We start from the raw sequence: 15,450 nt of genomic DNA, 5'->3' as shown, positions 1-15,450 counted from the left end.
ATGTGTGTTTCTACGTAAATTAAATGCTATCGTTTTAGTCATCCCAGTAATAAACACGGGGTAACTTACCTGTGTATCTATAGTGACTCAGTCACATCCACAACGTTCCAGAAATGGACGTTTAGCTGCCGATAACACCACCATCATTTTTAGTAATCAGCACCGTTGTTGAGCGTGGGCGTGTTTTACCATCAGAAGCCGGGTAGCTTAATCCTGGATGCTGGATATTAACCCACATCGCTTTGTAATCAGGACTCCAGGTAATCCCGGTCAGTTCACAGCCTCTCGGTCCAACTAAAAAGCGTTTGATTTCCTGCGTTTGCGGGTTGGCACATAACACCTGATTACAGCCCATGTTTGCCATGAACGGATCGTCGTCATCATAGTCAGTCATAATCCACAAACGGCCATCCTGATCAAAGCCTAAACCATCAGGTGAGGAGAAAATATCTCCTTGAATATTACCGACTAAATGATCGGCTACTTTGTGACCTTCAGCATCAGTGGCGTCTGGCTTCTCACCTGCAATAACGAATAATGACCAGTTGAATGAGGTAGCTGCCGGATTGGCTTGCTCCTCCATGATTTTGATTATCTGACCATGACGATTATCAGGACGTGGGTTGGCGGCATTAACAGCAAATTCTTTGCCGCGTTTATTGTTGTTGGTCAGTGACACATAAACATCCAAATTGTGCGGATTCACTGTGGCCCATTCCGGACGGTCCATGGGTGTTGCACCTAATAGATCAGCCGCAGCCCGAGCATTAACTAAAACTTCAGCCTGGCTGGGGAAACCATTTTCTGCTGTTAGCCCTTCATTACCATGTACCAATGGTAACCAACGACCCGTGCCATCATCGTTAAAACGCCCCACATACAATGTGCCTTCATCCAATATGTCTTTATTATTGTGCATCTGGGTTTTATCAAAGCGTTGAGACGGTACGAATTTATAGACATATTCACCACGAGTATCGTCACCAGAGTAAAACGCCAACTGACCATTATCTGCCAGTGAAGGTGCTACACACTCGCGGCAGAAACGACCAAAGGCTGTGCGTTTAATGGGTTTGCTTTGCGGATCAAAAGGATCAATTTCGACGACCCAACCAAAACGATTAGGCTCGTTGACGTAACCCTGATGGGGCAGTGAAGCATCCGGTGTTGCATCAAAACGCGCATCAATCGTGCTCCAGCCATAATAATTGTCGTTTTTGTCATTAGAAATGCCATAACGGTGATGAGAGACACGAGACTGGTAATCTGTTTTGTCGTGATTGACGAAATAGTTATGCCAATTTTCTTCACAGGCCAGATAGGTACCCCACGGAGTGAAACCATTCGAGCAATTATTCAAGGTGCCGATAATTTCATTGCCATCAGGATCAGCGACTGTTTTGAATAGGTCATGACCGGCTAAGGGACCGCTGGCCTGCATCGGTGTTAATGTTGAGATACGGCGGTTATAGAGTGAGGGGTAAACGCGTTGCCATTCACCGTGACTGTCTTTTTTCACTTCAATGACACTGACACCGTGAGCCGCTTGTTCTTTTTTGACATCGTCGGGCAAACGTTTGCCATTGCCATCATAAATCAATCCATCGGTATGGATGGTGGGATTAATGTATTCATGATTGATCACCATCAAGCCACGATTATTGTTGTCGGGAAAGGCAAAAAAGTGCATGCCATCATGGTTATCACCAGCCTGTTTCAGCTGTTCCTGCCAGGTATTACTGGCATCGGCTTTCCATTTTGTTGCTCCTGTTTCCACCGGATCACCCCAGGAGAAGAAGGCTTTTGCCTGATAGCCATCCGCGACCACGACTTCATCAAATAAGGGATCGGTACGTGGCTGAATAGGCTGAAAACCAATATATGGGGCTGGGGGGATGGCATTTTCACCGGCAAAGGCAAAACGACTACCCATGCTCAGTCCTAGAAAGCCTATAACGGCGGCATTTAAACTGCCTTTTAAAACATCACGGCGTGATAACGCCATTTTATCCAGGCTTTTTTGCTCGGTGCTGTTAATAATCTCATCATCATAAGATGCCAGGCGTTGATGAAAATCTGAGTGTGTTGGCTGTGTCATGGCGAGTTATCTTCTTTTAATGAATACGGTATTCAAAGGTGTTACGAACATTCGGTACAGGTACCGCTTTTCCATTAACCATACGAGGCGCGTAACGAAAGGTTTTGGCAGCAGCTAATGATGGCCGTTCAAACATCGGATGGCAGTCAGCCAATACCTCGGGAGACTCAACACGGCCTTGTTTGTTTACGGTATATCGAACAGTGCAATCACCTTCCAGACCTTTACGCAAAGCAGTTCTGGGATAATCCGGTACCTGTTTTTCAATCGGTTTATAGTGTTCCACAGAAAATGTTTCAGTTGCTAGCTCGGATAGATTACTTTGTGTTTTTTGTGGCACATTTTGCTCATTACTACTTGCCAGTACTGGGCTTTCAGGCAACTTTTCTGCAGGTTTTTCTTGCTTTGTCGGTTGGCTGACAGGCGGAACCGGCTTGTCTTTGAGTGGTTTTATTTGCTTTTCTATTTTCTTTTTTACAGGTGTTTTTGGTGCGGTTTTTTCTATCGGTTTGGCTATGGGGTTTTCAACGCGTTTAAAGGCCAGTTCATTTTCAACAATACTTTGTTTAGGTTTAACTTTTGGCTCGATAACAGGTTCAAGTATAACCACCGGCTTTACCTCTTCGATCACGGCTTTTTTTACCGGCTGAGGAAGTTCGACCATGCGGATACTCACTGTTTTAACGACCGGTTCATGCTGAGTCACCGGTGTCCATGAGTGAAATAATAATGCGGCAATGGCAATATGAAACAAACCTACTTCAATTAATGCAGATTTGTTTATCTCAGAGGCAGTAAACGGTTTACTTAGATAAAGTGGATCACGCATAGCTAACTCAGGCATCGGGCGACTCCGTAATCAGGCCCACATCATCGATACCCACTTGCTGTAATGCGGCAATCGCTTTTACAACCGAAGCGTAATCCGTGGCTTTATCACCACGGATAAAAAATAGCAGCTTGTCATTCTGCTGTTTAATCTGCTGTATTTTTTCGACCATGTCATCCAAGCTGACTGCTTGATCTGAGCGGGATTGAATATCGACTTCTGAACCCACATTCCAGTAATAACTGCCATCAGCAACCACCGATAAAGTCAGAATCGTTTTCTGACTATCAGTGGGTAACGCTTCCGCTGCAACCTTAGGTAATTCAAGTTTAACGCCTTGTACCAGTAGCGGAGCTGTGACCATAAAAATCACTAACAACACCAGCATCACATCGATATAAGGCACCACGTTCATTTCTGCCTTCAAGGCATGTTTAGCAACCGGTTTTCTTAGCATGACGACCTCACGCAGCCTTTGCCAATGGTGCTCGGTGCATCACTCGCTGTAATCGGGTGATGAACTCATTACCAAAATGATAATAAAGCGTACTGATAGCCCCAGCGCGTTTACTCAGCTGGTTATAGGCAACCACTGCCGGGATCGCTGCAAATAAGCCGATAGCGGTGGCAATCAGGGCTTCAGCAATACCTGGCGCAACGGTGTTTAATGTCGCTTGTTCAACCTGGGACAGGCCAATAAACGAGTTCATAATGCCCCAGACCGTACCGAACAAGCCAATGTAGGGGCTGACTGAACCAATGGTAGCCAGGTAAGAAAGACCTTTTTCAAGTTCGGCTTCCTGCTCGCCAATATTCACCAGCATGGCACGTTCTACATTTTCTACCTTCTCATCCTGTGGCATAGTGGCGATATGCTGATATTTCTCATACTCCTGCCAGCCAGCCTGAAATATGGCTGGAATCGCTTTGTGTAATGTCGCTTTTGTTGTTGCTTCAGGTAATGACGTCATATCCGCCGTTTGTCTGAATTGCTGCTGAAACAGCTTATTTTGTTTCTCCAGACGACTTAATACATTTGAACGCCACAGAATCAGGTACCAGCTTACCATCGATGCCAGTACTAAAATCAGCATCACAATTTTCACTAAAACGCTGGCATCACTGACCAGACCCCAAATAGTCATTTCATGCATTGCAGTTTCCATGATTGACTCCTTATTTGCTCAGTTTAGACAGGCCGAGTTGATCAGCAATCTCTGACCACGGCACATATTTGAAGTTTTGATTTTCCAATGGCATGCGATTGCGTCCATCCTGAACAACTAACATGCCTTGCTGCCATGGTTGGCCAAAATTGACGCTACTGACATCCAGACCATCTGTTTCTGAAACACCATCAATGCCGGCTGCTGTATTAAAGCCAATACGAAATACACCGCGATAAGTGAAGGGTGGCAGAGCATCAAGCACAACATAGCTATCATTGCCCTGACTGGATATCACTAGATAATCCTGTTTGTCGTTCTGGTACAAACTGATCCCTTCGATATCGTCTTTCAGATGTTCACCGACAGGCATGACCTGAGTCATCACCGTAGATTGATCGGCACGGGCATCAAGTGTCCAGACTGCTCTGTTTTCTTCACCAATAAATAAACGATCATGTTTATCATCGGCCACACAGCCTTCAGGTTGCGTGGCAACTTTAAATTCACGGACCAGTTCACCAGCAATCTTGCCTTGTTTGTCCTGCATCTGATATTGGAAAAAGCGGCCGTCTTTATCATTCACAATGGTGTAGATATCACCTTGTTTATTTTTATACATACACAGGCCATAAATATCCTGTGCCGTGGTGCTAACTTCACCCATTTCAGTGACAAAACGATTTTCTGGATCGATGGCAAACACATGCAGTGAGTTATGATCACGATTGCTGGCAACCGCTAAATCAATCTGTTTACCATTGAAATGAAAACCATGACGGACATCGACATTATTCAGTCGTCCAACAGGCAAAAATTGCTGGGTTTTGCCTTTTAAATCATAAACAACTAAACCGCCTTGTTTATCCGTACCTAATATCAGGCTTTGTTCAGGGTTGGCTTTGTTGACCCAGATAGCTGGATCATCAGCCGCATCGCCTAAGCTTGGTACAGCATCGGTTTGTATTGCTGGTTTAACCAGCGGGATAGGCGGGGGCGATGTTAGCGATGTATGCGTCCATGGTAAGGTATAAAAAGCAATTCCAGCATCGTGTTTGATAGCAACCTCTAACTGCTCACCTTCCACTCTTGCACTGATACCCTCAGGCTCTAGCACATTGTGCAGAGCAAATTCGGACTGATGTTGCCAGCTTCCTTTGTTATCGATATAAGTGTGTAACACGTTGGCTTTTGCATCGAGAACTAACAAGCCACCGGGCACAATTGCCATCCCAGCAGCGCTTTCTTTCAACTGACCAAAGGGCTGGGTCATTGCGATCGGATAACGACTCAAATCCGCTTCAGGATGAGCATCATACGCCCAGATACCGACATTTTCTTCATTGATATACAGGCGTGACTGAGCGTCATCTACCTGGCAGTATTCACTATCAGGTGGCGTGCTCAAATGGCGAATTAATTGAGGGAGAGCAATGGGGGAGGTAGCATCAGCTACCAACCATTGCTCTCCTTGTCCCTGCTCACCAACCAGAAACAAGAACCCATTTTGTGCTTCATCCTGATACAGGCAAACACCTTCAATTTTAAATGCAGGTTTAGGCAAATATGTGGCTGCTGTCCAGTTATCAGAGCCGTCATTCAGAACAGTCAGCATAGCCTGTTGACGATCCAGATCGACTGTCGCCAATAGCAGACCGTGCTTCAACTGACGCTGGTCAATGCTGCCAAAATTACCTTTTAATAGACTAAGTGTTTTGCCTTGATTGTTTTCAAGCGCAATACCTTTGTGTTTGTAAGACACCAGACGGTCAGCCTTGGGAATATCGGTTTTACTAATTAGCTGTACTGACTCAATATGTGAATTACCTTCTGCATTGATGGCTTTCAGCGTGTCATTGGCAAGCACAGAAAGGGGTAAAGACATCATCATCAACGATGCCAATAATTTCAGTTTTAATGTTAATTTTTTCATTTTATATTCTATATTTATCAATATGTTTTAGAAGTTAGTTAAAGTAAATCCAATTTTTATACTTGGACCGTATTCTTCATATTGATTGTTGTATGCTTTATTACCGGTATAAACATAGTAGTGTTCATCGGTCAGGTTTTTGGCTTCCAGACTGATTTGAGCATTTTTGCTGATAAAGTAGCTGCTGCTAAAATCAAGGAACACCTGATCATCTACATACGCGTCATGGTGTTTATCACTGACAGCGGCGACTTCTTTCAGATAAGACGATTTGTAGTTAGCAGATAAACGCATGCTGACTTTTTCGTTTTCCCAACCGAGCATGAAATTACCGACCCGTTTTGATTGACCGGGTAAATCAATGCTGCGTTTGGTATTCTGACCTTCGATATCCGCTTCAGAATGACTGAGTGTGAAATTAGCGCCCACTAATAAGCCATCCCATGGTGAGGGTAGCCAGCTTAACTTTTGGCTATAAGCCAGTTCTAAACCATAGACTTTCGCGGTATCACCATTTTTGAATGTCTTAGCTTCTTTGAAATTCTGGAATGCACCTGAGCCTGCTATATCCGTTTCATAAACAAAATCAGAAATATCTTTATAGAAACCATAGGCAGAGATAGCTCCAGCACGCCCCATATAATGTTCGATGCCTAAATCGAAGTTTTTAGCCGTCATTGGATCTAGCGTTGGATCGCCAAAACTGGCTTTGTCACCACTTTCAATAGAAAAACCGGGGGCGAGCGCTTCAAATGTGGGTCTGACAACACTATTGGTCCACGCAGCCCTTACTTGGGTTTTATCATCAATGTAATAACGCGCGTGGAGGCCAGGTAACCAATGGTGATAATTGTTTTTACTGGAGATTTCCTGAAATACATCGTCACGAATACCCGTCCCCTTGGCTTCAAAGTCAGTCTGCTCGTAACGCATACCGGCGATGAGGGTCCAGTTATCCAGATCCAAGGTATTCATCACATAGGCCGCATTAATATCTTCGTTCATAACGTAGTCATTAATACGTGTTTCTTCTGTATTAATGTTGCTGTCAAAATTCAGCTTTGACAGCAAATTCTTGATAGCGGAGCTACTGATGCCCGGCCCGTAATTATTTAATGAATAATCAACATTACTGCCGGCAAACGCACCTAAACCAGTATCGTTAGAGCCAAAGTTTTTAAACTCCCAGGCATTGGTGTCATTATCTTTCTCGCGACGTGATAGCTTGCCACCGAATTTCACTTGTGAGGCATAGTTGTGAATAGTGAAATCACGGGCAAGATCAAACTTTAGATTTTTTTCGGTATCGGTGGTTTTTTGTTCTTCCCATTCGATTTTATCCAGTGAAAAACTACTGGGGTCGTAGTAATCAGAACCTGCAAATAAGCGTGGTTTTGAGGTGTCCGTAAATCCGACGTTATCAAAGCCACCCTCAAACTTAGCACCAGCAATATGACCCGGCGTATCCTCACTGGCGCGGCTGTAACCTATCTGACCATCAATCGTCCACAAGCCAATGATCTTTTCTCCACCCAATACATAGGATTGGATCTCTTGTGTTTCTTTACGGTCTTTTAATTCACGATAGCCTGTCGCGCCGGTACCTGATTCACTCGGTAGCTGTGGACTGTCAAACTCCATACCCGCTGCGTTACGAGTTTCGGTATCAGTGAAACGGCTAAATAAGGTACGTAAGTAATAATTTGTGTAAATGTCAGCTTTGTAATCGAAGTTAACGCCTAAACCTAAGCGCTCACGTTCAATTTCATAATCACGTTGTTCAAGTTCTTCTAAACGAGCTTGGTCAGTGAATTCCCATTTGCCACCGGTTTCCACATTATCAGAACCAAACTTTCGTTTTTGCCAGCTCAATGCGGCGGCGACACCAAAGTTATCAACACCATCACCGATACTGAAAATATTACTCACCGCCCCGGACCCTTTAGGGCTGGTTTTATCAATATTGTCATCGTAACTGCCTTCAGTAGACAGGGTGTAGAACAAACCATCATGATCAAAAGCCGATAAACTCTCTACATTGATGGTGCCACCCAATGAGTTGGCGTCCATATCGGGGGTCAGTGTTTTAACGACCGATAATGACTGCACTAACTCACTTGGTAATACATCCAATGCCACCGCACGTGTGCCACTTTCTGGCGAAGGGACATTGGTGCCATTAATATTGACAGCATTAAGTTCAGGTGCCAGTCCGCGTACCGTGACAAACCGACCTTCGCCCTGATCATTCTCTACCGATACGCCAGGCAGACGCTCTAATGCTTCTGCTGCATTGTCATCGGGTAACTGGCCGATACCGTCAGCATGTACAACACTCTCAATGCTGTTTGAGTTACGTTGCTCTTTGAGCGCTTCGTCAATCTGTACTGCTTGCCCTACGACACGGACTGTTTCCAGATTAATATCCTCTTCTGCATGAGCACTGCTGATAAAGCTGGCAATTCCGAGTGCAATCAGGCTGAGTTTAAAGCTCGGTCGTTCAATGGTTTTGTCTATTGTTTTCATAACTACCCTTGTCGTCATAGTGGTTTGATGGCGGCAAGTGTATGAAGGCTAAATGACAGTTAGATGACAGTGAAAATTTAAAATATTTAAAATCAATAACTTATGGTTTGCGTTTGCTTGATATTGAGCTGATATGACTTATGATTTGCAAAATAAACTGATGCTCAATACTGCAAGCTTGTAAACAAATAAGTTAAATAAAAACAATGATGTAAATAGTATTTTGTGCAACGGGTAATGTAAAAAAATGAAAAAATAAGACAATTTTTGTGAGCTGATTTGACTGCTAACTTTGTCATAAGTCTGTCATTTTTTTCGCGTAGTGTCGCCGACATTCAGTTAATTACTGCAGTCAGAGTTCGGTTAAACCAATGAAAAAAAGACCTTTTTTACACACATCCTATTTTTACGGACTGGCGCTGGCCTTCATTACTGGTTTCGTTATCATGCGAACATGGGGGGAAGTTAAGACCATATCAGAGATAAATTGGCTTGATATCATGTCTGAAGGTGGAATGGTGATTCTGGCCTTATTTTGGCTGGCGTTATTGCTTCGTAGCCGACCGGCGGGAAGGGTGACACAACTATTAGCTCTGGGTTTATGTGCTATCGCCTTTTCGTGGAGCATGGATTTCATGGATGAATTTATCCATATGCCTTCGACATTAATCTGGCATAACTGGTTGGAGAGTATGCCGATTCCACTTGCTTTAGTGCTGTTAAGCTTTGGCATTTATCACTGGCATCAGGAAGAAATTGCCATCAGTGCCCAAATGGTAAAACGTGAACGTTATTTCCGTGAGCATCGTTTATTTGACAAGCTTATCCCTATTGGTGGTGCGGCATATCTCAAAAAGCAGCTCAAACTCTCTCTCAATGAAAGTAAAAAACAGCAGCAACCTTTAGCCCTGATAGCGATTGATTTGGATGACTTTAATGTGATTAATCGTTTGTACGGGGTGGAAGAGGGTGACCATATATTGCAGCTGGTCTGCCAATTGTTATTACTGAACCTTCGTGATGAAGATTTAATCTGCCGCCTGGCGGGAGATCGTTTTATTGTCTTGCTTCACAATACCAATGAAGCAGATGCAAAGCAGCTCAGTCTGGATCTTCAAAATGCAGTAGCCAGTTTTGCTTATCGAACTAAAGCGCATCATCAACGTGTTTACCTAAGCGCCACTTGTGCTATCACCATGGCAAAAACAGATGACTCTGACTCGCTGATTAAACGCTTAAATTTACAACTAAGCCAAGATAAGCAACGTGTGGTCGCGGCTAGTTAACTCATGACAAAACTGGTTAAAACAACAGGGTATGAAATTGATACGCCCTGCATCGCTAGCCAGTATCAACCTGCATTATTAGCAGAGTTGGCATTATCGCGTGATATTTCGGCATATCAATTATTAAAGGGCGCGCGATTGCAGTTAGACGACTTTGCACTGGCAGAAAAGCGTATCAGTCCAGATCAATACCTGACATTAATAAAAAATTGTCAAAAATTAATTGATGCTGACGATATCAGTTTTTTATTGGGTCAGCGCTTATTGCCTGGTTTTTATGGCGCGGTAAGCCAGGCTTTGCAACAAGTGACTAACTTGCGTCAAGCCATTGAAATTCTTTGTGACTACCATTCAATTTTGTCGCCCTTATATACCCCTCGTCATTATGAAAATGATGAAGAGATATTTTTATTCTGGCTGGACAGTACAGGAAGTCATGAACAAGAGACCTTTATTATCGAATCCCATATCACTGCGTTTGTCTCTATGGTGGCTTGGTTAGCTGGAGAAAAAATGCCCTGGCAGTATGAGTTCACTTATGCTGAGCCAAATTATATTGAGCAATACTGGGTGAATTTTGGACAAAACCTCAGCTTTAATCAGCAGATGAATCGCTTACGGTTACCGAAACAGTTCTTGGATAAGCCGTGGCCTAACGCCTTTAAACTCGGCATACACGGTGCGCTAAAAGAGAGTAACAGGCAGTTAGCAGAGGAATATAGTCAGTACAGTTTTCTTGACCAGCTCTATGACTATATTCAATTACATATCAATGAACCGCTCAATCTGGATAAGGTGTCATTTGCCTTTGGAATCAGTCCGGCTTCAATGAAGCGTAAATTAAAAAAACACCACACCAGCTTTCAGCAACAAATTGATCTAGTCAGAAAACATACAGCGATTTATCTGTATGAAGTCAAAAAAATGAATAGTCAGCAAATTGCAGAATATCTCTGCTTTAATGATATGAATAATTTTCGCCGGGCTTTCAAACGTTGGACCGGTATTTCACCGTATCTGTTATTTGCACAATAATTTGAAGTGGTTAACACAATTTTGTTTTATGGCTTAATTACTTAAGCCTGCCTTAATCTCGTTCAGCAAGAATTCAGTTTCGTAGGTTTATAACAGAACTGTAGCTAAGCGTTAGCTCAGTCAATTTAAGGAGTCATCCTATGAACAGATTAAATACCTTTCTCTCTATCAGTGCCCTAAGTATAGCCAGCTCAGCCTCAGTTGCCGTTGCCGATAACAAAGGCTTTGAGTCAAAAAAACTAGATAGTGTCACCAGTACGAGTCTTATTGATAGCCAAGAGCAAACAAGGAATCACACAGATATCAATAAGCACCAAGAAATAACAAAAAAATAAATTGCTAATGATGAATGTTCTAACTGTTACCGATTTCACTCCTCATCGGTAACAGTTTTTTTTTGTGCGATAACAAACGATTCATTTTCTACTGTAATATCTATCTAAACCAAGCAGACAACGACGTCTTTAATTACTGAATCAGGTAATCGGAGAAATACAAAATGCGTCGTTCTGAACAAACTACCATCAAGACCTCCTGCCCACGAGACTGTTATGACAGCTGCGGTATTTCAGCCATTGTTATTGACGGCAAAATTAACCGAGTTTTAGGCGATAGCGATCATGAAATGACGCACGGGGCACTTTGTGCTAAATGTGCCTTTGTCTATAACGGTGTCTGGATTGACCCTAAAAAACGTTTAAGCCATCCATTACGACGCACGGGAGCTAAAGGCACTCACTCATACCAAGAGGTGAGTTGGGATGAGGCCTTAACTGACATTTCGCAGCGGCTTCACTCTATTATCGAAGAGTACGGTGGCCAATCAATTTTACATACTCATTACACTGGAATTTGCTCTCTTATTGCCGGTAATTTTCCTTTACGATTTTTTAACCGTATCGGTGCAACAGAAGTTGATCCGGACACGGTCTGTAATAAGGCCGGACATGAGACGTTAAGCTTAATGTTTGGTCAGTCAATGAATGGTTTTGACCCGCGCACAGCAAAGGATACGGATTGTCTTATCATCTGGGGAGCCAATCCTTCTGCCAGTGCGCCGCATGTGCATAAACGCTGGCTACCTGATGTCAAGCAGCATGCCAAAGTCATCGTCATAGATCCTATTCGCCATGAGACGGCTGATTTCGCCGATTTACATCTGCAACTCAGGCCAGGAACAGATGCCGTGCTCGCTTTTGCCTTACTGCATGTTCTTGCACGCAACGACGATTTGGACCAGACATTTATTACCAATTCGGTGCTAGGTTGGGATCAAATCATCGATGAAATTGACAAAACCACGCCTGAAGTCGCTGCAGCTATTACCGGTTTGGCAGTAACTGATATCGAAACAGCTGCAGAGTGGTTTGGCTTGGGACGATCAATGTTGTGGTTGGGACAAGCATTACAGCGGCAGACACACGCAGGTAATATCATGCGTTCTGCCAGTTTATTGATTGCCGGTACCGGTAATATTGGCAAACCCGGTAGCGGATTTTTGTATATTAACGGGGCTGAGGCTCGTCAAATTAACCTTGATTGGCTCAGTGATGCGGCATTGAACTCTTCGGCTACACAAGCGATTAGCCATATGGATCTCGCAGAGAGATTAGCTAATTCAGACAAGAGCAAGGCTTTGTTTTCCTGGAATAATAATATTGCTGCCTCTAATCCTCAGCAAAAGGCGTTACATCAGGCACTAAGCCGTGATGATTTATTTCATGTTGCCATTGATCTGTTCCATACCGACACGACTGCCTTTGCTGACTATATCTTGCCAGCATCCTCATTTCTTGAGTTTGATGATGTCTTATTACCTTACTTTCACTATGACGTATCGGCCGTAAACAAAGTTATCGAACCTATAGCTGAGAGTCTGCCTAATCAGGAAATATTTCGTCGATTAGCTGCGGCGATGGGATTTACCGATGAGGAGCTATTTGAGTCAGACCAAAGTTTGATTGAGCAAATCTTTAAACAACTTAACATGCCTATCAGTTTCGATGAGCTAAGAAAGGAAGGCAGTATGCCTTGGTCTGAACAGCCACTTATTCATTATTCTGATGGTGTTTTTCCAACAGCCAGTGGCAAAATTGACGTCGCATCAGATAACTGGCTGGCAGCTGGTTTAAACAAAAGCCCTGTAGCCATCGCTGATCAACCACCAAAAACGCATTATTTACGCCTTTTATCGCCGGCTGATCCTTTTCTGATGAATTTCAGTTATGGCAATGACGACAAAATTGCAATGAAAATAGGTAAAGCCAGTGTCAGCATTCACCCGCAAGAACTCGCAGATAGACAACTCGTTTCAGGGCAAAAAATCACACTGAAGAATCACTATGGTGAGCTTGAGGTTATCGTTGTTGCGAGTGACCGGATACCGCGAGGAGTAGCGTTATTACCAAAAGGACGCTGGCCGTCGTTAGAAAAAACAGGTGCCAATATTAATATCCTCAACGACGGGGCAAAGACCGACATTGGCCAAAGCAGTGCTGTACATAGTATTGAAGTGAAGCTAGTTTCCTAAAAAATATAAAACAACAATAGTTGACTAATCAGTCAACTATTGTTTTAATGCAAACGTAATTTAACAACGGTGTTGTATGGGACGTCCAGCTACAGATACAAAGCAAAAATTAATCAGCACAGCATCAGAACTCATATGGAAAAATAGTTATGGTTCGGTCAGTGTGGATGATATCTGCAAAGCAGCAGAGGTAAAAAAAGGCAGCTTTTATCACTATTTTAAGTCGAAAGCTGACTTAGCTTTGGCGTCAATGGAAGATCATTTCGAGAACTCGAAACAAGACTACGAAAGAATTTTCTCGCAGTCAGTACCACCGATAAAACGTTTTGAAGAACTCGTTGAACACATTATTGAAAAACAGTCCGACATCTCAATAACCTATCAACAGGTTTGCGGTTGCCCTTACGCCACCTTGGGTAGTGAAATGGCAGGGCAGGATCAAGATATACGCGAAAAAGTAGATAGTATCTTGAAGCGCTATGAAGATTACTACGCATCAGCTATTCGCGATATGGTAGCGCAAGGTCAGTTGCCAAAATCTACTGATATAGAATGCTTAGCTGCTGAGCTTTATTGTTATATAACGGGACAAGTTATCCTGGCGAGAATACATAACTCGCTTGAACCATTAAAACGTGATCTAAAAAACGGTGTATTTCGTATTTTGAATGTTAAAGACATGCACTAATTCACTGGCGAACTGTTACAAATAGCCATATCCATTGACCGCTTAATTGCGGTTTTATTTAGTTATTTAAACAAACCAACCGGTCAACTCAAATTAATTTACAAACCAACCAGTCAATTACTTTGTAGAACAGATGACCATTACATATACAGATTCAATTATTAAAGAGTAGGGATGAGGATGAAACGAAATACTATTTCTATCGGCATAGCGGTAGCTTTGATTGGCCTTGGTTCATTCAGTGCCTATCACTTTGCCTATGCCGATAAACAACAAGAAGTCACACAAAATCAGCAGTTTCCAGCCGTAATCGTCAGCCATCCTGCCATTGAAAATATTACTGAATGGCAACAGTATGCAGGGCGATTTGTCGCTGTAAACAATGTGGATATTCGTTCACGTGTTTCTGCTATTTAGAAAAAATCCACTTCAAAGATGGTGATATCGTCAACAAGGGGGATTTGTTATTTTCTATTGATCCTCGTCCATTTAAAGCCGAAGTATCCATTGCAAAAGCCACCGTTGAAGAACGGGAAGCTACACTAGCCTTGGCTAAAACGGATTCCACGCGCTCTATTGAACTTTACAAAACACATGCAGTTTCTAAACAACGTGTGGACGAAGATAAAGCCAGGGTAAAACAGGCAGAAGCACAATTATCTGCTGCCAAATCACGCCTAGCCAGAGCTGAGCTGGATTTAGATTTCACGCAAATTACCGCCCCAATCACTGGCAAAATTGACCAACATAATGTCGATGTTGGTAACTTGATTCGAGGTGATGATGAAAATGCCAGCCCTTTGACCAATATCGTGTCACTTGATCCAATCTATGTGATCTTTGATGTTGACCAGAATACCTACCTAAACCTGAAAAATAACGAAACAAAGAGCTTGAATGACGTTCATTCATCGTCAGTCAGGTTATCCATTCAAGGCGATACGGACACAAAATATGATGCCAAAATCAATTTTGTTTCCAATAGTATCGACCAACAAACAGGCTCAATTCGATTACGTGCCGTCGTTGATAATAATCAAGGCAAGTTCACACCTGGCTTGTTTGCGCGAGTTGAACTGGCTAAGCAGCAAAATCCACAAACAATCCTTATTCCTGAAAAAGCCCTGGTGTTAGAGCAAACAGATTATGTCGTCTATGTCGTCAATGATGAAGATATTGTCGAAAGTAGACACGTAGAAGTTGGCCCAATCGCGAATGGATTACGTGTTATCCGGAAAGGGCTAAATGGCGATGAGCGAGTCATTAGTGGTGGTCTTCATCACGTCGCAGTAGGCAGCAAAGTTGCTATTCAATCTGAGCTTGCTCTGAACCCTTAATAAACGACTTTTCAAGAGAATC

Annotated in this window: 13 protein-coding genes; 7 read left to right on the top strand and 6 right to left on the bottom strand. The window is 43.1% G+C overall.

What is annotated here, in order from left to right:
• Nucleotides 1–121: 121 nt before the first annotated feature.
• Genes MAMP_RS05960 through MAMP_RS05935 form a run of 6 tightly spaced genes read right to left on the bottom strand, consistent with a single transcriptional unit; the run spans nt 122 to nt 8,552 of the window.
• A complete protein-coding gene (locus tag MAMP_RS05960) occupies nt 122–2,098 on the bottom strand; it encodes a PhoX family protein (RefSeq protein ID WP_007145104.1) in 1,977 nt (658 codons plus the stop codon).
• A 16-nt stretch (nt 2,099–2,114) separates the two neighbouring features.
• Complete coding sequence (locus MAMP_RS05955) at nt 2,115–2,942, bottom strand: energy transducer TonB (protein WP_007145103.1); 828 nt, start codon at nt 2,940–2,942, stop codon at nt 2,115–2,117.
• Nucleotides 2,935–3,384: a protein TolR gene (gene tolR / locus MAMP_RS05950; RefSeq protein ID WP_007145102.1), complete on the bottom strand. Its 450-nt coding sequence runs from the start codon at nt 3,382–3,384 to the stop codon at nt 2,935–2,937. The genes MAMP_RS05955 and tolR overlap by 8 nt, the downstream gene beginning before the upstream one ends.
• Before the next feature lie 7 nt (nt 3,385–3,391).
• Nucleotides 3,392–4,093 (bottom strand): protein TolQ, encoded by a 702-nt coding sequence (tolQ, locus tag MAMP_RS05945; protein ID WP_007145101.1) that lies wholly within the window; start codon nt 4,091–4,093, stop codon nt 3,392–3,394.
• A 10-nt stretch (nt 4,094–4,103) separates the two neighbouring features.
• Nucleotides 4,104–6,026: a phytase gene (locus MAMP_RS05940; protein WP_007145100.1), complete on the bottom strand. Its 1,923-nt coding sequence runs from the start codon at nt 6,024–6,026 to the stop codon at nt 4,104–4,106.
• A gap of 27 nt (nt 6,027–6,053) precedes the next feature.
• Nucleotides 6,054–8,552, bottom strand: coding sequence for a TonB-dependent receptor (locus MAMP_RS05935; RefSeq protein ID WP_007145099.1), 2,499 nt, complete (start codon nt 8,550–8,552; stop codon nt 6,054–6,056).
• A gap of 371 nt (nt 8,553–8,923) precedes the next feature.
• Between MAMP_RS05935 and MAMP_RS05930 the strand changes: the two genes are divergently transcribed.
• The 7 genes from MAMP_RS05930 to MAMP_RS05905 all read left to right on the top strand — a co-directional run bounded on the left by MAMP_RS05930 (nt 8,924) and on the right by MAMP_RS05905 (nt 15,428).
• Complete coding sequence (locus MAMP_RS05930) at nt 8,924–9,838, top strand: GGDEF domain-containing protein (protein ID WP_007145098.1); 915 nt, start codon at nt 8,924–8,926, stop codon at nt 9,836–9,838.
• 3 nt (nt 9,839–9,841) lie between these two features.
• Complete coding sequence (locus MAMP_RS05925; protein WP_007145097.1) at nt 9,842–10,873, top strand: AraC family transcriptional regulator; 1,032 nt, start codon at nt 9,842–9,844, stop codon at nt 10,871–10,873.
• 140 nt (nt 10,874–11,013) lie between these two features.
• Nucleotides 11,014–11,208 (top strand): hypothetical protein, encoded by a 195-nt coding sequence (locus MAMP_RS05920; protein WP_007145096.1) that lies wholly within the window; start codon nt 11,014–11,016, stop codon nt 11,206–11,208.
• Between the two features lie 164 nt (nt 11,209–11,372).
• Nucleotides 11,373–13,403, top strand: a complete 2,031-nt coding sequence (locus MAMP_RS05915; RefSeq protein WP_007145095.1) for a molybdopterin-containing oxidoreductase family protein — start codon at nt 11,373–11,375, stop codon at nt 13,401–13,403.
• 76 nt (nt 13,404–13,479) lie between these two features.
• A complete protein-coding gene (locus MAMP_RS05910) occupies nt 13,480–14,091 on the top strand; it encodes a TetR/AcrR family transcriptional regulator (RefSeq protein ID WP_007145094.1) in 612 nt (203 codons plus the stop codon).
• 180 nt (nt 14,092–14,271) lie between these two features.
• Nucleotides 14,272–14,508 (top strand): hypothetical protein, encoded by a 237-nt coding sequence (locus tag MAMP_RS15660; RefSeq protein ID WP_007145093.1) that lies wholly within the window; start codon nt 14,272–14,274, stop codon nt 14,506–14,508.
• A 44-nt stretch (nt 14,509–14,552) separates the two neighbouring features.
• On the top strand, nt 14,553–15,428 hold the full coding sequence (locus tag MAMP_RS05905; protein WP_007145092.1) for an efflux RND transporter periplasmic adaptor subunit: 876 nt from the start codon (nt 14,553–14,555) through the stop codon (nt 15,426–15,428).
• The last annotated feature ends 22 nt before the right edge of the window (nt 15,429–15,450 follow it).

It is taken from the genome of Methylophaga thalassica MP (assembly GCF_000214595.1).
In the GTDB taxonomy this organism is placed as follows: Bacteria; Pseudomonadota; Gammaproteobacteria; order Nitrosococcales; family Methylophagaceae; genus Methylophaga; species Methylophaga thalassica.
This window is presented reverse-complemented; position numbering and strand designations above follow the sequence as displayed.